The organism is Nocardioides sp. N13(2025) (assembly GCF_051912545.1).
GTDB lineage: Bacteria > Actinomycetota > Actinomycetes > Propionibacteriales > Nocardioidaceae > Nocardioides.
On record NZ_CP196809.1, the window covers coordinates 2,655,376 to 2,675,683 of the forward strand.

At 72.5% G+C, this 20,308-nt stretch carries 22 protein-coding genes; 15 read left to right on the forward strand and 7 right to left on the reverse strand.

Annotation, left to right across the window (positions count from 1 at the left end; all coding sequences use genetic code 11):
* The first annotated feature begins 11 nt into the window (after window positions 1–11).
* Window positions 12–530 (forward strand): PH domain-containing protein, encoded by a 519-nt coding sequence (locus ACS3YM_RS12925; protein WP_439936835.1) that lies wholly within the window; start codon window positions 12–14, stop codon window positions 528–530.
* Entirely contained in the window at window positions 527–2,050 is a 1,524-nt protein-coding gene (locus ACS3YM_RS12930; RefSeq protein WP_439936836.1) for a PH domain-containing protein, read from the forward strand. The genes ACS3YM_RS12925 and ACS3YM_RS12930 overlap by 4 nt, the downstream gene beginning before the upstream one ends.
* Here the strand turns inward: ACS3YM_RS12930 and ACS3YM_RS12935 are convergent.
* Window positions 2,047–3,843 carry an acyl-CoA dehydrogenase gene (locus ACS3YM_RS12935; RefSeq protein WP_439936837.1) on the reverse strand — a complete coding sequence of 599 codons (1,797 nt, stop codon included), beginning with the start codon at window positions 3,841–3,843 and terminating at the stop codon, window positions 2,047–2,049. The two genes, ACS3YM_RS12930 and ACS3YM_RS12935, sit on opposite strands and share 4 nt — an antisense overlap.
* Before the next feature lie 60 nt (window positions 3,844–3,903).
* Window positions 3,904–4,710, reverse strand: coding sequence for a M57 family metalloprotease (locus ACS3YM_RS12940; RefSeq protein ID WP_439936838.1), 807 nt, complete (start codon window positions 4,708–4,710; stop codon window positions 3,904–3,906).
* A gap of 225 nt (window positions 4,711–4,935) precedes the next feature.
* Between ACS3YM_RS12940 and ACS3YM_RS12945 the strand changes: the two genes are divergently transcribed.
* A complete protein-coding gene (locus tag ACS3YM_RS12945) occupies window positions 4,936–5,715 on the forward strand; it encodes an exodeoxyribonuclease III (RefSeq protein ID WP_439936839.1) in 780 nt (259 codons plus the stop codon).
* 33 nt (window positions 5,716–5,748) lie between these two features.
* On the opposite strand, the gene ACS3YM_RS12950 is transcribed toward ACS3YM_RS12945, so the two are convergent.
* Window positions 5,749–7,038 (reverse strand): MFS transporter, encoded by a 1,290-nt coding sequence (locus ACS3YM_RS12950; RefSeq protein WP_439939888.1) that lies wholly within the window; start codon window positions 7,036–7,038, stop codon window positions 5,749–5,751.
* 78 nt (window positions 7,039–7,116) lie between these two features.
* On the opposite strand from ACS3YM_RS12950, the gene ACS3YM_RS12955 reads away from it, so the two are divergent.
* The 5 genes from ACS3YM_RS12955 to ACS3YM_RS12975 all read left to right on the forward strand — a co-directional run bounded on the left by ACS3YM_RS12955 (window position 7,117) and on the right by ACS3YM_RS12975 (window position 11,662).
* Window positions 7,117–8,103 (forward strand): GlxA family transcriptional regulator, encoded by a 987-nt coding sequence (locus ACS3YM_RS12955; protein WP_439936840.1) that lies wholly within the window; start codon window positions 7,117–7,119, stop codon window positions 8,101–8,103.
* A gap of 29 nt (window positions 8,104–8,132) precedes the next feature.
* Window positions 8,133–9,290, forward strand: coding sequence for a DNA recombination protein RmuC (locus ACS3YM_RS12960; RefSeq protein WP_439936841.1), 1,158 nt, complete (start codon window positions 8,133–8,135; stop codon window positions 9,288–9,290).
* A gap of 22 nt (window positions 9,291–9,312) precedes the next feature.
* Window positions 9,313–9,759 (forward strand): DUF6542 domain-containing protein, encoded by a 447-nt coding sequence (locus ACS3YM_RS12965; protein WP_439936842.1) that lies wholly within the window; start codon window positions 9,313–9,315, stop codon window positions 9,757–9,759.
* A gap of 80 nt (window positions 9,760–9,839) precedes the next feature.
* Window positions 9,840–10,385: a SigE family RNA polymerase sigma factor gene (locus ACS3YM_RS12970; RefSeq protein ID WP_439936843.1), complete on the forward strand. Its 546-nt coding sequence runs from the start codon at window positions 9,840–9,842 to the stop codon at window positions 10,383–10,385.
* Complete coding sequence (locus tag ACS3YM_RS12975; RefSeq protein WP_439936844.1) at window positions 10,382–11,662, forward strand: hypothetical protein; 1,281 nt, start codon at window positions 10,382–10,384, stop codon at window positions 11,660–11,662. Before ACS3YM_RS12970 ends, ACS3YM_RS12975 begins: the two co-directional genes overlap by 4 nt.
* A gap of 1 nt (window position 11,663) precedes the next feature.
* On the opposite strand, the gene ACS3YM_RS12980 is transcribed toward ACS3YM_RS12975, so the two are convergent.
* Entirely contained in the window at window positions 11,664–12,287 is a 624-nt protein-coding gene (locus ACS3YM_RS12980) for an L-threonylcarbamoyladenylate synthase (protein WP_439936845.1), read from the reverse strand.
* A gap of 5 nt (window positions 12,288–12,292) precedes the next feature.
* Entirely contained in the window at window positions 12,293–13,288 is a 996-nt protein-coding gene (locus ACS3YM_RS12985; protein WP_439936846.1) for a 4-hydroxy-3-methylbut-2-enyl diphosphate reductase, read from the reverse strand.
* Between the two features lie 57 nt (window positions 13,289–13,345).
* Between ACS3YM_RS12985 and xseA the strand changes: the two genes are divergently transcribed.
* Both xseA and ACS3YM_RS12995 read left to right on the forward strand, forming a co-directional pair.
* Window positions 13,346–14,599 carry an exodeoxyribonuclease VII large subunit gene (gene xseA, locus ACS3YM_RS12990; RefSeq protein WP_439936847.1) on the forward strand — a complete coding sequence of 418 codons (1,254 nt, stop codon included), beginning with the start codon at window positions 13,346–13,348 and terminating at the stop codon, window positions 14,597–14,599.
* Window positions 14,592–14,795 (forward strand): exodeoxyribonuclease VII small subunit, encoded by a 204-nt coding sequence (locus ACS3YM_RS12995; RefSeq protein ID WP_439936848.1) that lies wholly within the window; start codon window positions 14,592–14,594, stop codon window positions 14,793–14,795. Before xseA ends, ACS3YM_RS12995 begins: the two co-directional genes overlap by 8 nt.
* Here the strand turns inward: ACS3YM_RS12995 and ACS3YM_RS13000 are convergent.
* Complete coding sequence (locus tag ACS3YM_RS13000) at window positions 14,792–15,328, reverse strand: DUF4245 family protein (protein WP_439936849.1); 537 nt, start codon at window positions 15,326–15,328, stop codon at window positions 14,792–14,794. The two genes, ACS3YM_RS12995 and ACS3YM_RS13000, sit on opposite strands and share 4 nt — an antisense overlap.
* Before the next feature lie 185 nt (window positions 15,329–15,513).
* Here ACS3YM_RS13000 and ACS3YM_RS13005 point away from each other — a divergent pair, with 185 nt between their 5' ends.
* Genes ACS3YM_RS13005 through glpX form a run of 5 tightly spaced genes read left to right on the forward strand, consistent with a single transcriptional unit; the run spans window position 15,514 to window position 19,456 of the window.
* Window positions 15,514–15,921 carry a TOBE domain-containing protein gene (locus tag ACS3YM_RS13005; RefSeq protein WP_439936850.1) on the forward strand — a complete coding sequence of 136 codons (408 nt, stop codon included), beginning with the start codon at window positions 15,514–15,516 and terminating at the stop codon, window positions 15,919–15,921.
* Window positions 15,918–16,691: a molybdate ABC transporter substrate-binding protein gene (modA, locus tag ACS3YM_RS13010; RefSeq protein WP_439936851.1), complete on the forward strand. Its 774-nt coding sequence runs from the start codon at window positions 15,918–15,920 to the stop codon at window positions 16,689–16,691. The genes ACS3YM_RS13005 and modA overlap by 4 nt, the downstream gene beginning before the upstream one ends.
* Window positions 16,688–17,470 (forward strand): molybdate ABC transporter permease subunit, encoded by a 783-nt coding sequence (modB, locus tag ACS3YM_RS13015; protein ID WP_439936852.1) that lies wholly within the window; start codon window positions 16,688–16,690, stop codon window positions 17,468–17,470. The genes modA and modB overlap by 4 nt, the downstream gene beginning before the upstream one ends.
* Entirely contained in the window at window positions 17,470–18,429 is a 960-nt protein-coding gene (locus ACS3YM_RS13020) for a sulfate/molybdate ABC transporter ATP-binding protein (RefSeq protein ID WP_439936853.1), read from the forward strand. Before modB ends, ACS3YM_RS13020 begins: the two co-directional genes overlap by 1 nt.
* Window positions 18,430–18,439: 10 nt before the next feature.
* The gene (glpX, locus tag ACS3YM_RS13025; RefSeq protein ID WP_439936854.1) at window positions 18,440–19,456 is read left to right on the forward strand and encodes a class II fructose-bisphosphatase; all 1,017 of its coding nucleotides are present in this window, start codon (window positions 18,440–18,442) and stop codon (window positions 19,454–19,456) included.
* On the opposite strand, the gene ACS3YM_RS13030 is transcribed toward glpX, so the two are convergent.
* Complete coding sequence (locus ACS3YM_RS13030; protein WP_439936855.1) at window positions 19,421–20,254, reverse strand: esterase/lipase family protein; 834 nt, start codon at window positions 20,252–20,254, stop codon at window positions 19,421–19,423. The two genes, glpX and ACS3YM_RS13030, sit on opposite strands and share 36 nt — an antisense overlap.
* Window positions 20,255–20,308: the final 54 nt, after the last annotated feature.

A 20,308-nucleotide genomic window follows, 5' to 3' on the forward strand; every position in this document is an offset into this window, starting at 1 on the left:
AGACTCGCGCCATGAGTGACGTGGGGCCTGGGCAGGCAGTGGGCGGGTCGGTCCTCCGGGAGCCGGTCAACCGGGTCTCGCCGCAGGCGGTGCCGTTCTGGACGGTGTCGGCCCTCATCGGCGACGGCCTCCTCGTGGCCGGCGCCGCGCTCGCCTGGGTGCTGGTGCCCGGCGTCCCCGGGTGGGCCGGCCTGGTCGTCCTGCTGCTCGCCGTGCTGGCCGTGGCCCACGTCGTGCTGATGCCCCGGATCCGCTTCCGCGTGCACCGCTGGGAGGTCACCGACACGGCGGTCCACACCCGCGAGGGCTGGATCGGCCGGCAGACCCGGATCGCGCCGATCAGCCGCGTGCAGACCGTCGACTCGCGCCAGGGCGCGGTGATGCGCCTGTTCGGGCTCGCCTCGATCACCGTCACCACCGCGTCCGCCGCCGGACCGATCACCATCGACTGCCTCGACGCCGACGTCGCGCGCCACCTCGTGGCACGGCTGACCGCGATCACCGCAGCCACCCCGGGCGACGCGACGTGATCCCCTCCCCCGGCTCCCCCGGCGAGGGATGGTCCCGGCTCAGCCCGCGCAAGCTGCTGCTCGACCCGGTGAAGGCGGCCGGCCAGGCCTTCGTGCCCGTAGTGGTGGCGCTCGTCGGTATCAGCCAGAGCGACATGAGGTACTGGCCGATCATCCTGCCCATCGCCGTCATCGGCCCGGTCGTGCTCGGCGCGCTGCCGTGGCTCACCACGCACTACCGCCTCACCGACACCCAGATCCAGGTGCGCAGCGGCATCCTCAACAAGACCACGTCCACGGCACCGCTCGACCGGGTCCGCAGCGTCGACCTCGAGGCCTCGCTGCTCCACCGGGTCCTGGGGGTGCAGAAGGTTCAGGTCGGCACCGGTGTCGACGACGACCGCATCACCCTCGACGCGCTCGCCGTCGCCGACGCCCAGGCACTGCGTACGACGCTGCTGCGCCGGCGCGAGGTCACGACGCCCGCGCCGTCGACCGAGCTCCCACCGGAGCCGACGGCGGACCTGGTCCCGGTGCCGGTCCCGGTGCCGGCGCCGCTCGCGCTCGCCCGGATCGACTGGACCTGGCTGCGCTTCGCCCCCTTCAGCCTCGGTCGCCTGGTGCTGCTCGCCGGTGCCGTCGGCCTGCTCTCGCAGGTCGGTGACGACCTGCCCATCTGGAACGAGGAGACCGCCACCTCGGCGTGGGAGTGGATCACCCAGTTCGCGCTCGTCGCGGTGGTCGTGGCGCTGGCCCTCGGCGGCCTCGCGGTCTGGCTGGTCGTGTCGGTGAGCGGTTACGTGGTGCAGTGGTGGAACTTCGTGCTCTCCCGTGAGCACGGGTCGCTCCACCTCACGTCGGGACTCTTCACCACCCGGTCGATCACGGTCGAGGAGGCCAAGGTCCGCGGTGTGGAGATGACCGAGCCGGTGCTCCTGCGCGTCGTCGGTGGCGCCGAGCTCTCCACGCTCGCCACCGGTGTCGAGAACGGTGTCACCCAGGTGCTCCCGCCCTGCCCTCGGGAGGTCGCCGTCGGCGTCGGCGGTTCCGTGCTCGAGCACGACGGTCCGCTCACCGAGCCCCTCGTCACCCACGGACCGAAGGCACGGCGCCGCGCGTGGTTCCGCCAGGTCCGCAACGGCCTGGACGTCGTCGTCGTGGCCGCCGTCGCGGCGTGGTGGTTCGACGTGGCGTGGCAGTGGGTGCTGGCCCTCGCCGTCGTGGTGCTGGTCGCCGCCGCGGCGGTCGGCGAGGCGTCGTACCGCCACCTGGGCCATGCCCTCGGCGACCGTCACCTGGTCGCGGGGAGCGGCACCCTCGCCCGCATCCGCACCGTCCTCGAGACCGACGGCATCATCGGCTGGGTCGTCACGCAGTCGTGGTGGCAGCGCCGCATCGGCCTGGCCGACCTGACCGCGACCACCGCTGCCGGCGCCGAGCGCGTGCTGGTGCGCGACGTACGCCTCGACGTCGCGGTGGCGCTGGCCGACCGGGCGACTCCGGGCCTGCTGACGCCGTTCCTCGACCGGGGTCCGGCCTAGAACCAGGCCTCGCGCATCTCCAGCGTCGTCGTGTCGCCGGAGGCGAGCAGGTCGAGCATGGGCGCGACCTTCGGCAGCTCCCAGCGGAAGAAGTAGCGCGCCGCGGCGCGCTTGCCGTCGTAGAAGTCACCCTCCTTCTCCCCCACTGCGACGAGCTGCTCGAGCCACATCCACGCGACGACGACGTGCCCGGCCGCCTCGAGGTAGACCGTCGCGTTGGCCATGGTGCGCTCGGGGTCACCGAGGCCGGCCAGCGTCATGGTCACCTCGCCGAGCCGGTCGACCATCGCCTTGAGCGAGACGGCGTGCGTCGCCGGCTCGCCTCCGAGCCCGGTGGCGCGGGCCACCGTCTCCTCGATGCGCGCGGCGAGCGCGAGCAGCGCGGCGCCCCCACCGCCCAGCACCTTGCGCCCGAGGAGGTCGAGGGCCTGGATCCCGTGGGTGCCCTCGTGGATGGGGTTGAGCCGCTGGTCGCGCCAGTGGGCCTCGACGTCGTAGTCGCGGGTGTAGCCCGAGCCGCCCAGCACCTGGATCGCCAGGCTGTTGCTCTCCTGGCCCCACTGCGAGGGCCAGGACTTCGCGATCGGCGTGAGCACGTCGAGGAGCCGGCCCGCCTCCACCCGCTCGTCGTCGTCCAGCGCGCTCGCCTGCAGGTCGAGCAGCCGCGAGCAGTAGAGGTTGAGCGCCAGCGCGCCCTCGACGTAGGACTTCTGCGCGAGGAGCATCCGGCGCACGTCGGCGTGCTGGATGATCGGCACCTGCGGCTTGCCCGGGTCGGTGTCCGACAGCGGGCGGCCCTGCGGACGCTGACGCGCGTAGTGGAGCGACTTGAGGTAGGCCGTGTAGGCCGTGGTCGTCGCCGACATCCCGACCCCCAGCCGGGCCGCGTTCATCATGTGGAACATGTAGGACAGGCCCTTGTGCGGCTCCCCGACGAGGTAGCCGACGGCACCGGCGGCCCCGCCCGGCGTGAACGCGCCGCCCCCGAAGACCGGCGCGGTGTTCACCGTGCCGCGGCTGCCGAGCTTGTGGTTGATGCCCGCCAGCGCGACGTCGTTGCGCTCCCCGATCGCCCCGTCCTCGCCGACGAGCCACTTGGGCACGATGAACAGCGAGATCCCCCTCGTCCCGGCCGGCGCGTCAGGGAGCTTGGCCAGCACGAGGTGGACGATGTTGTCGCCCATCTCGTGGTCACCACCGGAGATCCACATCTTGCAGCCGTTGATCCGGTAGGTGCCGTCGTCGGCGGGCTCGGCGCGGGTGAGGACGTCGCCGAGGCTCGAGCCGGCGTGCGGCTCGGAGAGCGTCATGGTGCCGAAGAAGCGGCCCTCCAGCATCGGCCGGGCGAACCGCTCGACCTGCTCGGGCGTGCCGTGGGCCAGCAGCAGGCCGGCGTTGGCGACGGTGAGGAAGGAGTACGCCGCGGTGCCGATGTTGGCGGCGGTGAACCACGCCATGCAAGCCGAGGCCACGACGTGCGGGAGCTGGTGGCCACCGCTCTCCTCGTCCAGGGTCAGCCCCAGCAGGTCGGCCTTGGCGAAGGCCTCGAGCGCCGTGGCGATCTCCGGGATCAGCCGCACCTTCTCGCCGTCGAAGACCGGCTCCTCGGTGTCACTCTTGCGGTAGTGCGGGGCGAAGTGCTCGGTGGCGAGCTCCTCGCACAGCGCCAGCAGCGCGTCGTACGTCTCGCGGTCGTGCTCGGCGAAGCGCGGGCGCGAGCCCAGCTGCTCGACGTCGAGCCACTCGAAGAGCAGGAACTGGAGGTCGCGCGCGGAGAGGATCGTGGAGGACACGTCCAGAAGGTAGACGAACGCCCCCTCCGCTCGGGACGGAAGGGGCGCTCGCGACCTGTATCAGGAACCGTACAACGCCACGGCGCCCTGGCGGTCGGTGCTGGTCATCGAGAGGTCGTCCGACGTGCCGTTGCACTGCGGGTAGTGCATGATCGACGACGAGTCGTAGGGCGTCAGCGGGCGCCAGTTGTTGTCCTCGAAGCAGGTGCCGGCCTCGGGACGGGTGTGCTCGTGGCGGAATCCGAGCGTGTGACCGAGCTCGTGGCCGAGGATGTTGGTCGGGGTCCAGGAGCCGGAGGTCCAGATCGAGTCGTCGACCAGGACGTTGCGCTGGCGCTTCGGGGTGCTCGGGAAGAAGGCCCGTGCGATGTACTGCGTGGTCTGGACCGGCTCCACCGAGAACAGCACGTTGTTGTTGCGCGTCGTGCAGTTGGAGTCCTGCGAGGGCACGTAGACGAAGTTGATCTTCGACGACGCCGCCTCCCACAGGCCGGCGCCGCTGGCCATCGTGTTGACGATGTCGGTGTAACGGGAGCCGAACTTGGTGCTGACGCAGTAGGTCAGGTTGCCGACCTGGCTGGTGCTCCACTTGTCGTCGGCACCGCCGACAGTGTTGACGACGAGGCCGTTCTCCTGGGTCGACGGGCCGACCATCGCGTCGTAGAAGTCGCGGAGCTGGGCGGTGTCGGCGACAGGCTCGTCGCCGTTGACGATGTACTGCTGGTCGACGTCCTTGAAGGTGGACGCGTGGAACTGCTGGAACGTCGGGATCTCCGAGTCCGTGGCGGCCAGTGCCGGTGAGGCGAGGGCCGCGCCGAGGAGTGCCGAGGTGCCGAGGGCGATCGCCCCGAGTCGACTGCGCTGCATGGTGGTTCTTCTCTCTGGAGGGTGGATGAGCACACGCCGTCCCGGAGAGCGAACAGGGTCACGCAAGGTCGAGCAGGGTGGAGCAGGTGGTGCACACGAGTTCCCGAGACAGGTGCGTGCCGATGAACCTCCACCACCAGAGGCGGATCTGTAAAGGGTTTCCTGCGTAAAGCCTTCTCCGCCCCACGTCCTGAGCGTCCCACCGCCCCTCCTTAGGGTGGAGCCGTGCGCATCGCGACCTGGAACGTCAACTCCCTCCGCTCCCGCATCGGCCGGGTTGAAGCGTTCGTGCAACGCCACGACATCGACGTGCTGGCCCTGCAGGAGACCAAGGCGCGTGAGGACCAGCTGCCGCTGATGGGGCTGCAGGCGCTCGGGTACGACATCGCGGTGGCCGGGCTCAACCAGTGGAACGGCGTCGCGCTGCTGTCGCGGGTCGGCCTGGAGGACGTGGAGGTGGGCTTCACCGACATGCCGCACTTCGGCGAGCCCGCGGCCGCCGAGTCACGCGCGATCGGCGCCACCTGCGGCGGCGTACGCATCTGGTCGCTCTACGTCCCCAACGGCCGCAAGCCCGACGACCCGCACTACGTCTACAAGCTCGACTGGCTGGCCCGGCTGCGCGAGTCCGCGCGCGGCTGGCTCGACGTGCCCACCGCGCTGGTCGGCGACTGGAACATCTGCCCCACCGACGACGACGTCTTCGACCCCGCGCAGTTCACCAAGTCGACGCACGTGACCCCGCCCGAGCGCGCGGCCTTCCAGGCCTTCCTCGACGACGGCTACACCGAGGTGACCCGCGCGCACGCGCCGGGCTACACCTACTGGGACTACTACCGCCAGCGCTTCGAGCGCGACCGCGGGCTCAAGATCGACTTCGTGCTCGGCTCCCCGTCGCTGGCGTCGCGCGTCACCGGCGCGTTCATCGACCGCGACGAGCGCGACCCGGCACAGGGCACCGGGTCGCCGTCCGACCACGCGCCGGTGGTCGTCGACATCGACTGAGGCTCGGTCAGGTGCCGCGCGTGACCTCCAACGTCACACCGTGACGACGCTCGGCGTCCTGCGGATGGCGTACGACATCACGGCGGCGACCGCGCACAGCCCGGCCGCGGCGTAGAACGCGGGGTCGTAGCCGCCGGTGACGTCACGGACCACGCCGGCGCCGGTGGCCGCGAGGGCCGCGCCCACCTGGTGGCTGGCGAAGACCCACCCGAAGACGATCGGTCCCGCGGCGGCGCCGAACCACTCTCGACACAGCGCCACGGTGGGCGGCACGGTGGCCACCCAGTCCAGGCCGTAGACGATGATGAAGACCCACATGCTGGGCTCGACGTGCGGCGACATCAGCGCCGGCAGCATCATCAGCCCCACCCCGCGCAGGGCGTAGTAGCCGGCGAGCAGCAGGCGCGGGTCCCACGTGTCCGTGAGCCAGCCCGATGCGATGGTGCCGACCACGTCGAAGATGCCGACGACCGCGAGCAGCGACGCCGCCGTGGTGGCCGGCATGCCGTGGTCGTGCGCGGCGGGCACGAAGTGCGTGGCGATGAGGCCGTTGGTCGACATCCCGCAGATCGCGAAGCCGCCCGAGAGCAGCCAGAAGGTCCGGCTGCGCGCGGCGTCGCGCAGCACCGACAGCGCGCGGCCTGCGCTCGACCCGACGTGCTGGTGGGGCGGCGGACCCGGGTCGGCCTCGGTCGCTCCGAGCGCCTTGAGCCCCAGGTCGGCCGGGTGGTTGCGGAGGAACAGCAGGACCAGGGGCACGACGGCCAGTGCCGCCACCGACGCCAGCAGGGCCGCCGTACGCCAGCCGTGGTGGGTCGCGAACCACGCCACCACCGGCAGGAAGATCAGCTGGCCGGTCGCGTTGCCGGCGGTGAGGATGCCGCTGACCAGGCCGCGTCGGGCGACGAACCAGCGGCTGGTGATCGTCGCGACGAAGGCCATCGACATCGAACCGGTGCCGATCCCGACGAGGAGGCCCCAGCACAGGACGAGCTGCCAGGCCTCGGTCATGAAGACGGTGAGGCCGCTGCCGACCGCGACCATGACGAGCGCGAAGGTGACGACCGGCCGCACGCCGAAGCGGTCCATCAGGGCGGCCGCGAAGGGCGAGATCAGGCCGAAGAGCATGAGGTTGAGCGAGACCGCGGAGCCGATCAGACCGTGCGACCAACCGAACTCGTCGTGCAGCGGCTCGATCAGCACGCCCGGGACCGAACGGAAGGCGGCCGCGCCGACCAGCGTCACGAACGCGACGGCGGCGACCACCCAGGCCCAGTGGAGTCGCTGCGGCTGCTCGACGGCAGGAGTGGGAGGGCTCGTCATCGTCACGGGGACCAGCATGGCCGAGGCGCCCGCCGATCGGCGAGTGGCAGAAACGACAACATGTGGAAGAATCCGGCCATGACACCCCGTCCGCCCGCACCGCACCGCGTCGTCGTGCTCGCCATCCCGCCGGTCATCGGCTACGACCTCACCATCCCGCCGCAGGTGCTCGGCGAGGCCGTCGACGAGCACGGCCGCCCGCTCTACGACGTGCAGGTCGTGAGCGTCGACGGCACCCCGGTCGCCGCGAGCAAGGGCTACGCGATCGTGCCCTCGGCCGGGCCGGAGGCGCTGGCCTCGGCGCAGACGGTCATCGTCCCCGGCACGCAGATCGCCGGGCCGCGGCGTGACGGCACGCTGCCCGACGACCTGCGCGCGGCGCTGGCGTCGGTGCCCGCCGACGCGAGGTGGGTGTCGATCTGCACCGGCGCCTTCGTCCTGGCGGCCGCCGGGATCCTGCAGGGCCACCGCGCCACGACCCACTGGAAGTACGCCGACGACCTCCGCCGCCTCCACCCGTCCGTCGCCCTCGACGAGGACGTCCTCTTCACCGACGACGGGCGGGTGCTGACCTCCGCGGGGCTGAGCGCCGGCATCGACCTGTGCCTGCACCTGGTGCGCAGCGACCACGGCACCGCCGTCGCCAACGCGGTCGCGCGGCACATGGTCGTGCCGCCGTGGCGCGACGGCGGCCAGGCGCAGTTCATCGAGCGCCACGTGCCGGCACGCAGCGACGAGACCACCAGCGACGTACGTGCCTGGGCGCAGGCCCACCTGCACCACCAGCTCGACGTGGCCACGCTGGCCCGACGGGCCTCGATGAGCGTGCGCACGTTCACCCGTCGCTTCCGCGAGGAGACCGGCCAGTCCCCCGGCGCGTGGGTCACCCAGCAACGGATCCGGCACGCCCAGCACCTGCTCGAGGCGACGGACCTGCCGGTCGACGACGTCGCGGCCCGGGCCGGGATGGGCACCGCGGCCTCGCTGCGCCAGCACCTGCGGGCGAGCGTCGGCGTCTCGCCCTCGGCCTACCGGCGGACGTTCCGGGGCGCGACGCCGGTCTGACTGTCGGTGGCGCCGTCCATGCTGGCTCCATGGACACCTTCCCCCTGTTGCTCACGCTGGCGCTGGTCCTCGCCGTCGGTCTCGCGCTCGGTGCGGTGATCGGCGTGCTGTGGTCGCGCAGCCGTCCCGCCGACGACTCGGCCATCGTCGCCCTTCAGCAGCGGGTCGCCGAGCACGCGGTCGTGCAGGACGGTCTCGAGCGCCTGCAGGACCAGCTGAGCGACCTGGCGCACGACCGCGTCGCGTGGCAGGCCCAGCTCCACCAGCAGGTCGCCGACATGCGCCTCTCCACCGACACGCTCCGGCGCGAGACGTCCACGCTCGCGACGGCGCTGCGCAAGCCGCAGGTGCGCGGCCAGTGGGGCGAGCTGCACCTGCGCCGCACCGTCGAGCTCGCCGGGCTGGTCGACCACTGCGACTTCTCCGAGCAGGTCCGGATCGACGACGGGCGCCTGCGCCCCGACCTGGTGGTGACGCTGGCCGGCGGCCGCACGATCGCCGTCGACGCCAAGGCGCCGCTGGCCGCCTTCCTCGACCTCACCGGGTCCGACGACCCGGCCGAGCACGACCAGGCCCTGGCCCGGCTCGGCGAGCACGTCCGCAAGCACGTCGCCGACCTGGGCTCCCGTCGCTACTGGGAGGCGCTGACCGGGACGCCGGAGTTCGTGGTGCTGTTCCTGCCCGGTGAGGCGATCCTGCAGGCCGCGCTGCAGGCGGTGCCCGACCTGGTCGAGCAGGCCGCCGCCAAGAACGTCGTGCTGGCGACGCCGTCCACCCTCATCGCCCTGCTGCGGACCGTCGCGCAGGGCTGGCAGCACGAGGTCCTCAACGCGCAGGCCCACGAGGTGCAGCGGCTCGGGCAGGAGCTGCACGCCCGGCTCGGCTCGATGGCCGCCCACCTCGACCGCGTGGGCCGCTCGCTCAACGCCAGCGTCGTCGCCTACAACCAGGCGATGGGATCGCTCGAGGGTCGCGTGCTGGTCTCCGCGCGCCGCTTCGCCGACCTCGGGGTCACCTCCGAGTCCTTGGCCGAGCCCCGCCAGGTCGAGACCGTCCCGCGCTCGCTGGCGGCCCCCGAGCTGGCCGCCCTCGACGACGTCGGCCGCGCCGCGGGCGAGCCCACGCTCGACGAGCTGCTCGCCGAGCAGGCAGATCGCCCACCGGCGCGCCGCGCCGAGGGTGCCTGAGATCGGTCCTAGGTTGAGGGTCGTGACTCAGGCCGACGAGTGGTGGGAGGTCGGGCGCGAGCCGGCCCGCCATGTGGTCTCGCTCGGTGTCGCGGTCACGCTCACGGCAGTGAGCATCGACGTGCTGCTGGTCGGCCGCCTCAGCCTGTTCTTCGACCTGTCGTTCATGGCACTCTGCCTGGGCCTCGCGGCACTGGTGCGGCGCGAGGACTTCTTCCTCGTGGCGCTCCTCCCGCCGCTGCTGATGTCGGCGGTCTTCGGCTTCGTCGCCCTCGTCGCCCGCGACGCCATCGCCGACCCGCGCGACAGCGTGCTGCAGGCGATCATCTCCGGCGTCGCCACCCACGGGATCGCCCTCTTCGTCGGCTACGCCCTCTGCCTGGGCTGGCTCGGCTGGCGGCTGCACCGCGAGGGCGAGGCCGACATCGCCACCGAGCTGAGCCGCGAGCTCGGCCGGCCCACCGGCTGAGCGGACCCGCCTCCCGCCCGCTGCAACCTGTTCGGGCACCCACCTCGTATCCCACTATGAGAAGTGGCGAGGGAGGTGCGATGGCCGAGAGGGACGATCGCGACTTCGCCGCGTTCGCCAAGGCGGCCGGCCCCTCCCTGCGGCGCACGGCGTACCTGATGTGCGGCGACTGGGAGCGCGCCGCCGACATCACGCAGGAGGCGCTCATCCGCGTCTACGTCGCCTGGCCCCGGCTCCACGAGCGAGGCCTGTACGCCTACGCCCGCCGGGCCACCATGAGCGCCGCCGTCGACCAGGGCCGCAAGCGCTCGTCCCGCGAGGTGCCGACCCTCGAGCTCGTCGACGCGGTGAGCGAGGACGCCACCGGGCGCGTCGCCGAACGGGCGCTCCTGCTGGCTGCCCTCGCCGACCTCCCTGCCCGGCAGAGGGCGTGCGTGGTGCTGCGCTTCTACGAGGACCTCAGCGTCGAGCAGGTCGCCGACGTGCTCGGGTGCCGCACCGGGACGGTGAAGAGCCAGACCGCGCGCGGGCTGGTCGCGCTGCGGGCGGCCTACGCGCGTCACGGCGGCGACCTGCAGGTTCCCGACCAGGCCCTCGCCGCCACGACCCAGGAGGTCGTCCCGTGAGCACCGACCTGCGCACCGCACTGCGCGACGCCGTGGCCGACGAGCCCGCCTTCCTCGTCGACACGCGGCTCATCGCCCACGCCGGCACCCGTCGGGTCCGGCGCCGGACCGGCCTGGCCGTCGGCACGGCCGCGCTCGCGACCGCCGCCGCGCTCGTGGTCACCGCCCTCGTCTCGCGGCCGACGAAGCCGCACCCCGATCCGGCGCCGGCCGAGCGGGTGGTGCGCCTCGACCTCGACGACGCCGGCGCCGCCCGTCCCGAGGTCGTCGCGCGCACGCGTACGACGTGGCGCGACGCGGGCAGGAACTCGCTGGAGTTCGACCGGCTCGAGGGGATCACGGCCGACGGCCTGGTCCTGCGCAGCCGCTACACCAACGCCCGCGGCCGCACCGAGCTCGGGCTGCTCGACCCCGCCACCGGAGCCACCGACTGGCTGCCGGAGCCGCCGTGGCAGGCGGGAGAGATCGCGGGGGTCGACCTCCGGGCGGACCGACTCGTCGTCGTCGCGCGGACGGGGATCTTCCAGTACACGACGACGATCTTCGACCGCGCGTCCCGGACCTGGGCGGCCAGCGAGGTCAGTCTGCCCGGTGCGACGGAGGGTCACATGCCTCCCCGGGCCCTGGTCGGCCCCGACGACAGGCTCTACCTCGGCAGCACGATGGAGGGCGAGTCGGGCCCGATGCACTGGTGGTCGGCACCCGTGACCGGAGGAGAGGACCTGCGAGCCGAGCCGGAGCTGGAGGGGGCCGCCGTCGCGTGGGGGGACGGCGGCCGGGTCACCGCGCACCCCGACGGCCACGTCGTGCTGTCGACCGCCGAGGGTGACCGCGTGGTGGGCGAGAGCCGGCCCGACGGCTGCGACGTCCCGGCCGGCTTCCCCGACGCCCCCGTCCGGGTGGCCCTGGTGGGTGATCGCCCGGTCGTGACGTTCTACTGCGACTCGGGTGACCCCGACGTCGCGACGCCGCTCACGGTCGTCCACGGACAGGACTCGCTGACCCGGATCGAGGGCGCGACGGTGCTGGCCGCGGACGCGCGCCACCTGCTCGTCCAGGCTGGACGGGGAGGAAGCCCTCCGCTCGCCACCGCGTCCACCGACGAGACCTGGCTCTACCTCGTCGACCTCGACCGGGGCACCGTCAGCCGCCTCGGTCGCGGCGTGCACGAGAGCCAGGTCGGCGTGGCGGCCGGAATGGTGCTGTGGAACTCGCCGGGCGGCCTGGACGACAGCTCGGTCTACGACGTCACGTGGAGCGTCGCGCCGGTCGGGTGAGTCAGGCCTCGAACCGCTCGACGTCGCCGGCCCCGCGTCGTACGACGACGGGCTCGGCCTCCGACCAGTCGATCACCGAGGTGGGCTCGGCGGTCACCTCGCCGGACTCGACGACGACGTCGACGACATGGTCGAGGTCCTCCTTGATCTCCCAGCCCATGGTGCGCGCCTCCGTCTCGCCGGGGAGGATCAACGTGCTGGTCAGGATCGGCTCACCGAGCTCCTCGAGGAGGGCGCAGACCAGCGTGTGGTCGGGGATGCGGACCCCGACGGTGCGCTTCTTCGGGTGCATCAGCCGCTTCGGCACCTCGCCGGTGGCGGGGAGGATGAACGTGTAGGGCCCGGGGGTGGCGGCCTTGATCGCGCGGAAGGCGTAGTTGTCGACGTGCACGAACTGCCCGAGCTGGGAGAAGTCCTTGCACATCAGCGTGAAGTGGTGGCGATCGTCGAGCTCGCGGATCTTGAGGATCCGGTCGCGCCCCTCGCGGTTGCCGAGCTGGGCGCCGAGGGCGTAGCCGGAATCGGTGGGATAGGCGATGAGCTGGTCGTCGCGCAGCGCCTCGACCACCTGGGTGACGAGCCGCGGCTGCGGGTTGTCGGGGTGGATGTCGAGGTAGCGAGCCATCGTGCTCAGGCCTTCTGCGCGGCGCGCAGGTCGCGGCGCAGCTCCGGCGGGAGCGCGAAGATGAGCGACTCCTCCGCCGAGTGCACGGCACGGGCGTCGGGGTAACCGCGCTCGGACAGGAAGGCGAGCACGCCCTCCACCAGGTCCTCGGGGACGGAGGCACCCGAGGTCACCGACACGGTCTCGACGCCGTCGAGCCACGCCTCGTCGATCTCGGTGTGGTCGTCCACGAGGTAGGACGCCTTCGCGCCGGCCTCGAGCGCCACCTCCACCAGGCGGACCGAGTTGGAGGAGTTGCGCGAGCCGACCACGATCACCAGGTCGGCGTCGGCGGAGATCTCCTTGATCGCGAGCTGACGGTTCTGGGTGGCGTAGCAGATGTCGTCGCTGGGAGGGTCGAGCAGCAGCGGGAACTTCTCGCGGATCGCGGCGACGGTCTCGAGGGTCTCGTCCACGCTGAGCGTGGTCTGCGACAGCCAGGCGACCTTCGCGGGATCGCGTACGACGATGCCGGCGACGTCGTCGGGGCTCTGCACCAGCTGGATGTGGTCGGGCGCCTCGCCAGCGGTGCCCTCGACCTCCTCGTGGCCCTCGTGCCCGATCAGGAGGATGTCGTAGTCGTCGCCCGCGAAGCGTTTGGCCTCGTGGTGGACCTTGGTGACCAGCGGGCAGGTGGCATCGATGGTCTTGAGCCCGCGGTCGGCCGCCTGGGCGTGCACCGCCGGGCTGACGCCGTGGGCGGAGAACACCACGGTCTGGCCCTGGGGGACCTCGTCGAGCTCCTCGACGAAGATCGCGCCGCGCGACTCGAGGTTGGCCACGACGTGCTTGTTGTGCACGATCTGCTTGCGGACGTAGACGGGCGCGCCGTAGAGGTCGAGCGCCTTCTCCACGGTGATCACGGCCCGGTCGACGCCGGCGCAGTAGCCGCGGGGAGCGGCCAGCAGGACGTTCTTGGCGGTCTCGGGGTCGAGGACCGGGGGCAGGCCGAGGTCTGTCATGGGTCCGAGTCTACGGGCCGCCCTCCGAGCGTCGGTGCCCTCGCCTATCCTCGCCGCGTGCCCTCACTACGCGACGCCACGGCCGAGTCGCCGGCCCCGGTGCGGGCCGTCGCCAACGCCGTCTCGCAGTGGATCGACAAGCTCGGCAGCGTCTGGGTCGAGGGACAGATCGCGCAGGTCAACCGCCGACCCGGTGTCAACACGGTGTTCATGACCCTGCGCGACACCGTCGCCGACATCTCGGTCACCCTCACCTGTGCCCGGTCGCTCTTCGACTCGATGAACCCGCCTCTCGTCGAGGGCGCCAGCGTGGTCGTGCACGCGCGACCGAGCTTCTACGCCAACCGCGGCTCCTTCTCCCTCGCCGCGCGCGAGATCAAGATGGTCGGGCTCGGCGAGCTGCTGGCCCGCCTCGAGCGGCGGCGCCAGCTGCTCGCCGCCGAGGGGCTCTTCGCCCCCGAGCTCAAGCGCGACCTCCCCTTCCTCCCCGGTCGGGTCGGGCTCGTCACCGCGCCCAACAGTGCCGCCGAGCGCGACGTCCTGGACAACGCGCGACGCCGCTGGCCGGCCGTGCGGTTCGAGGTGGCCTATGCCGCGATGCAGGGTCAGCGCTCGGCCGCCGAGGTCATCGAGGCGCTGCAGAGGCTCGAGCGCAACGCGGACGTCGACGTCATCGTCGTCGCCCGTGGGGGCGGCTCGATCGAGGACCTGCTGCCGTTCTCCGACGAGGCGCTCATCCGCGCGGTCCACGAGCTCCGCACCCCGGTCGTGTCGGCCATCGGCCACGAGCCCGACCAGCCGCTGCTCGACCTCGTCGCCGACGTACGCGCCTCGACGCCCACCGACGCCGCCAAGCTCGTCGTGCCCGACATGGCCGAGGAGGCCGCCGGGGTGAGGTGGGCGCGCGACCGGCTGCGCCAGGTGATCACCCAGCGCATCGCCCGCGAGCAGGAGTGGCTGGGGCAGCTGCGGTCCCGTCCCGCGATGGCCGACCCGCGCAACCTGCTCACAGCCCGCTCCGACGAGCTCGACGAGCTGCTCGCGCGCGCCCGCCGCACGCTCTCCCACCGGCTCGACCGGGCTGCCGACGACATCGGCCACCAGCGCGCCCGCGCCCAGGCCCTCTCCCCGCTCGCCACCCTGCAGCGCGGCTACGCCGTCCTCCAGGACGCCGACGGGCACGTCATCACCTCCGTCGCGCAGACCACGACCGGCGCCGCGGTGTCCGTCCGCGTCGCTGACGGGCGCATCCACGCCACCACCCAACGCATCGAAGCAGCCAGCCTGGTCGAGGAGGACCCCGATGAGTGACGCAGCCCCCAGCTACGAAGAGGCCCGCGAGGAGCTCGTCGAGGTCGTCCGCACCCTCGAGGCCGGCGGCACCACCCTCGAGGAGTCGCTCGCCCTGTGGGAGCGCGGCGAGGCGCTGGCCAAGGTCTGCCAGCAGTGGCTCGACGGCGCCCGCAAGCGCCTCGACGACGCGATGGGCACCGAGTCCGAGGACTAGCGAGTGAGCAGGCCGAGGTAGGACTCGATGTCGTCGACCGGCGCGGAGCCGTAGACGAGCACCGCGTCGTCGCCGACCTCGGTCGCGTAGCCGTGGTCGCCGCCGTCGTCGGACCAGGTCTGCCAGGTGTCGGTGACGTCGGAGGCCACGCTGGCGTCGTCGCCGGCCTCGGCCTTCTCGTCGACGTACACCCGCACGAGCTCGTCGACCGAGGTGTCCTGCTGCCGGATGCCGATGAAGTCGCCGTCGTCGGTCAGCACGCCGAGGCCCCAGCGCGGGTCGTCGCCGGCGAAGAGCTCCACGCTGGTGGCGGTCCAGCCGGCCGGGAGCTCGCGGGGTCGTACGACGTCCAGGCCGGCCTGGTCGGCGAGCTCGACGCTCTCCTGCCAGTCCACCGCCACCGGGGTGTCGTCGACGTCGGTGCGGAACAGCCCGCGCCACACGACGTAGGCGAGCACGAAGAGCACGGTGACGATCAGTGCGCCGACCATCCCGGAGAACGAGCGGGTGTAACGGCTCGGCTGCTCACTCACGGGCCCCATCCTCCCAGCCGCCCGCTCGCGCTGTAACGCCGGGTTGGTCGCTGTACCCACCCCGATGCACGGGGGTGGGTACAGGGCGTAACCCGGCGTTACAGCGGCAGCCGGGAGAGGTACCCATTTCCGCGGGTGCGGGCGATTGGGACAGAGGACTGCCGCAGGTGCGGCATACTGCAACCGTGATCACCTACCGACTCGCGGAGGCTGCCGAGATCCTGGCCGTCAGCGACGACACCGTGCGCCGCTGGGTCGACTCCGGGCGGATCGCGTCGGAGCGGATCGAGGGGCGTACGACGGTGTCGGGGCCCGACCTCGCCGAGCTCGCCGAGCACCTGGCCGAGTCCGCGGAGCTGGCCGAGCGCGACCGCACCCGGGCCAGCGCCGTGAGTGCGCGCAACCGGATGAGCGGGATCGTGACCCGGGTCAAGCGCGACCACGTGATGGCCCAGGTCGAGATGATCTGCGGCCCCTACCGCGTGGTGTCGCTGATGAGCAGCGACGCCGCCGACGAGCTCGGCCTCGAGCCGGGCGTGCGCGCCATCGCCAGCGTGAAGTCCACGAACGTCGTGGTGGAGGTCCCCCGGTGAAGCGCGGCCTCACCGCCCTGTCCCTCGCCCTCGTGCTCCCCCTCGTCGCCTGCGGGAACGGCGGCGACGGCGCGGACGGCCAGACGCTGACGGTCCTGGCCGCGTCGAGCCTCACCGAGACCTTCACCCAGCTCGCCGAGACGTTCGAGGACGAGCACCCGGGAGTCGAGGTGGAGCTCGTGTTCGGCTCGTCGAGCACGCTGGCCGAGCAGGCCGTCGACGGTGCGCCCGGGCAGGTGCTCGCGACCGCCGACGAACGCTCGATGACGCTGGCCTCGGACGTGCTCGCCGACTCGCCCGCACCCTTCGTGGGCAACCAGCTCGTCCTCGTCGCCCCTCCCGACAACCCGGCCGGCATCGCCTCGCTCGACGACCTCGACGCCGACGTCGACTACGTCCGGTGCGCCGAGTCCGCGCCGTGCGGCGCCCTCGCCGTCGCCCTGCTGGAGGACGCCGGCGTCGACGCCCCACCGGCCAGCGAGGAGGTCGACGTCAAGGCCGTGCTCGCACGGGTGGTCCAGGGAGAGGCCGATGCCGGGCTCGTCTACCGCACCGACGCCGTCGCCGCGGGCGACGAGGTGTCAGAGGTGGCGACCGACGACATGGCCGACCTCGCAGCGGCCTACAGCACTGCGTACTTCATCGCTCCCGTCGCAGGCTCCGACGACGCCCACGCGGACCTCGCGGCCGAGTTCGTCACCCTGGTCCGGAGCAGGCGGGCCCACCAGGTCTTCGCCGACGCGGGCTTCAGCGGGATCCCCCGCTCATGAGCGGTCCGCGCCTCGGTCGCGCTCCTGCCGTCCTGCTCGTCCCGGCCGCCGTCGCAGTGGCGCTGCTCGTCGTGCCGCTGGCCACGCTCGTCCTCGACACCCCGTGGGCGACGCTGCCGCAGCACCTCGGCTCCGAGGTGGTGCGCGAGGCGCTCGCGATCACCACGATCAGCAGCCTGCTCACGGTCGTCGCATGCCTCGTGCTCGGCACACCCCTGGCGTGGCTCCTGGCCCGCGTGGCCTTCCGCGGACGGCGGGTCGTCCGCGCCCTCGTGCTGGTCCCCCTCGTGCTGCCGCCGGTCGTGGCCGGGGTCGCGCTCGTGACCGCGCTCGGCCGCCGGGGCCTGATCGGGGAGCACCTCCCCTTCTCCATCCCCTACACGACGGCTGGGGTGGTGCTCGCCCACACCTTCGTCTCGCTGCCCTTCTTCGTGCTGGCGGTCGAGGGCGCCCTGCGCACGCACGGCACGTCGTACGACGTGGTGGCCGCGACGTTGGGCGCGGACAGGTGGACGACCTTCCGCCGCGTCACCCTGCCGCTCGCCCTGCCGGGGATCCTCGCGGGCAGTGCGCTCGCCTGGGCGCGGAGCCTGGGCGAGTTCGGCGCGACGATCACCTTCGCCGGCAACTACCCCGGCACCACCCAGACCATGCCGAGCCTGATCTACGTCGCCCTCAGCTCCGACCCCGAGGTCGCCCGGACGCTCAGCCTGATCCTGCTGGCGCTCTCGGTGGGCGTGCTGGTGCTGCTGCGCGAGCGCTGGGTGACCCCGCAGTGATGCGCGTCGGGGTGGACCTGCCGGGCCGGGTCCGGGCCGACCTGGTGGCCGAGCCGGGCGAGGTGGTCGTGGTCATCGGCCCCAACGGTGCCGGCAAGTCGACCCTGCTCCGCGCGATCGCTGGGCTGGAGCCCGGCCGGGTCCTCGTCGGGGACCAGGACTGGACCGACCTCGAGGTGCCGCGCCGACGGGTGGGCTACGTCTTCCAGGACCAGAGCCTGTTCCCGCACCTGACCGCGCTCGACAACGTGACGTTCGGCCCGCGCGCCCGCGGTGAGGGCCGGGCGGCCGCGGAACGGGTGGCCCGCGGCTGGCTCGAGCGCTTCGGGATCGCCGACCTCGCCGACCGCAAGCCGCGCGAGCTCTCCGGCGGGCAGGCCCAGCGGGTCGCGATCGCCCGCGCACTGGCCACGGACCCCGACGTGCTGCTGCTCGACGAGCCCTTCACCGGCCTCGACGTCTCGGTGCAGATGGCGCTGCGCATCGAGCTCGGCCAGCACCTGCGCGACTTCCGCGGCACCGCGCTGCTGGTGACCCACGACGCGATCGACGCGCTCACGCTGGCCGACCGCGTGCTGGTGCTCGACGAGGGGCAGGTCGCCCAGGTCGGGCCCCCGGCCGTGGTGGCTGCCGAGCCGCGCACGCCCCACGTTGCCCGTCTCGTCGGGCTCAACCTCGTCACCGACGGCGACGACCTGATGGCCTTCACCCCCGACGCGGTCGTGGTCTCGCTGGCCGAGCCAGAGGGCTCGTCGCGGCTGCACTGGCACGGCCGGGTCGCGACGCTCGCGCCGCACGGCGACGCCGTACGCCTGCTGGTGCACGCCACCCCCGACCTGCTCGCGGACGTCACTCCTGCCGCCGCCGCAGAGCTGGGGCTCGTGCCGGGACGCGAGGTCTGGCTGTCGGCCAAGGCCACCGCCGTGAGCCGGTACGGAGCGGGCACAGCGGGCCGTTAACCTGTGCGCCATGAGCGCCACCTCCTCCCAGCTCGCCCCGAAGCCCGACCGCAACCTCGCCCTCGAGCTGGTGCGGGTCACCGAGTCCGCCGCCATGGCGGCCGGCCGCTGGGTCGGGCGCGGCGACAAGAACGACGCCGACGGGGTCGCGGTCCACGCGATGCGGACGATGATCTCCTCGGTGGGCATGCGCGGCACCGTCGTCATCGGCGAGGGCGAGAAGGACAACGCCCCGATGCTCTTCAACGGCGAGGAGGTCGGCGACGGCACCGGCCCCGAGTGCGACGTCGCGGTCGACCCGATCGACGGCACCACCCTCACCGCCAAGGGCATGAACAACGCGATCGCGGTGCTCGCGGTCTCCCCGCGAGGCACGATGTACGACCCGAGCGCCGTGTTCTACATGGACAAGCTGGTGACCGGGCCCGAGGCGGCCGACCAGGTCGACATCCGGCTGCCGGTCAAGGAGAACATCGCCCGCGTGGCCAAGGCCAAGGGGCTCTCGATCCACGACGTCACGGTCGTGCTGCTCGACCGTCCGCGCCACTCCAGGCTGGTGGAGGACATCCGCGAGACCGGTGCGCGCATCAAGTACATCACCGACGGTGACGTGGCCGGCGCGATCATGGCGGCACGCCCCGACACCGGCGTCGACCTGATGCTCGGCGTCGGCGGCACGCCCGAGGGCATCATCGCGGCCTGCGCGATGAAGTGCATCGGCGGCAAGATCCAGGGCCGGCTGTGGCCCCAGGACGACGACGAGCGCCAGCGCGCGCTGGACGCCGGGCACGACCTCGACGCCGACTTCGTGCTCGGCACCGACGACCTGGTCACCGGCGACGACGCGTTCTTCGTCGCCACCGGCATCACCGACGGCGAGCTGATGCGCGGCGTGCGCTACCGCGGCGACGGCATCACGACGCACTCGCTCGTGATGCGCTCGCGCAGCGGCACGGTCCGCTCGATCACCGCCGAGCACCGGCTCTCGAAGCTACGCGATCTCTCCCCGATCGACTTCGACAACTGACGGCGGCGCCGCCGGTCGAAGCGCGGCCGAGACCGCCGCGATGACGGCGGGGTCGAACGCCATGCCCACGTGGGAGGAGCGGACCTCCACCGCGGTGGCGACAGGGTCGATGCACGCGCGCCAGTCGACGATGCCGTCGCGACGCGAGTAGATGGCGGTGAAGGCGACGTCCGCGGGCAGGACCGCCCGCGCCTGGTCGAAGCTCTCCTGCGCGCAGTGCCCGGCCACGCAGTCCTCGGTCATCAGGTTGCGCAGGCCGGCGCGGTTGAGCCGCACCAGCAGGTCGACGCTGCGGGCCAGCGAGACGTGGTGCGCTCCCGGGGCCAGCATGGGGCTGCCCATGGTGACGATGCCGGAGACGAGGTCGGGTCGCCGCGCGGCCACGCCGCGCGCGAGCATGCCGCCGAGGCTGTGCCCCACGATGCGCACCCGCGACCCACGACGCTGGGTGATCTCCTCGAGCCGCTCCTCCAGCTGCGCGGCCGCGGCCAGCGTGCACCCGACGTTGGCGCGGATGTCGGCACGGTAGGTGCGGAAGCCCAGGTGGCGCAGGCTCCTGCTCATCGGGCCGAGCGAGCTGTCGCCGGCGAGGAAGCCGGGCACCAGCAGGACCGGCTCGCTGACCCGCGCCGGGTGCGAGCCGTAGGGCGTACGACGCCGCGCGCCGCGCGTGCTGAGGGCGTGCACGGCATAGCGGCCCGCCTCGGAGAACGCCGATCCCTCGCGCAGCACGGCCGCCACGGAGGGCTGCGAAAAGCCCTCCGGAGTCAGGAATCCCGCCACTGTGCGTTGCGTCACAATCATCGAACCTAACTCAGAACCCCCGTGGAATGGGGGACGTGGGCCACCTGT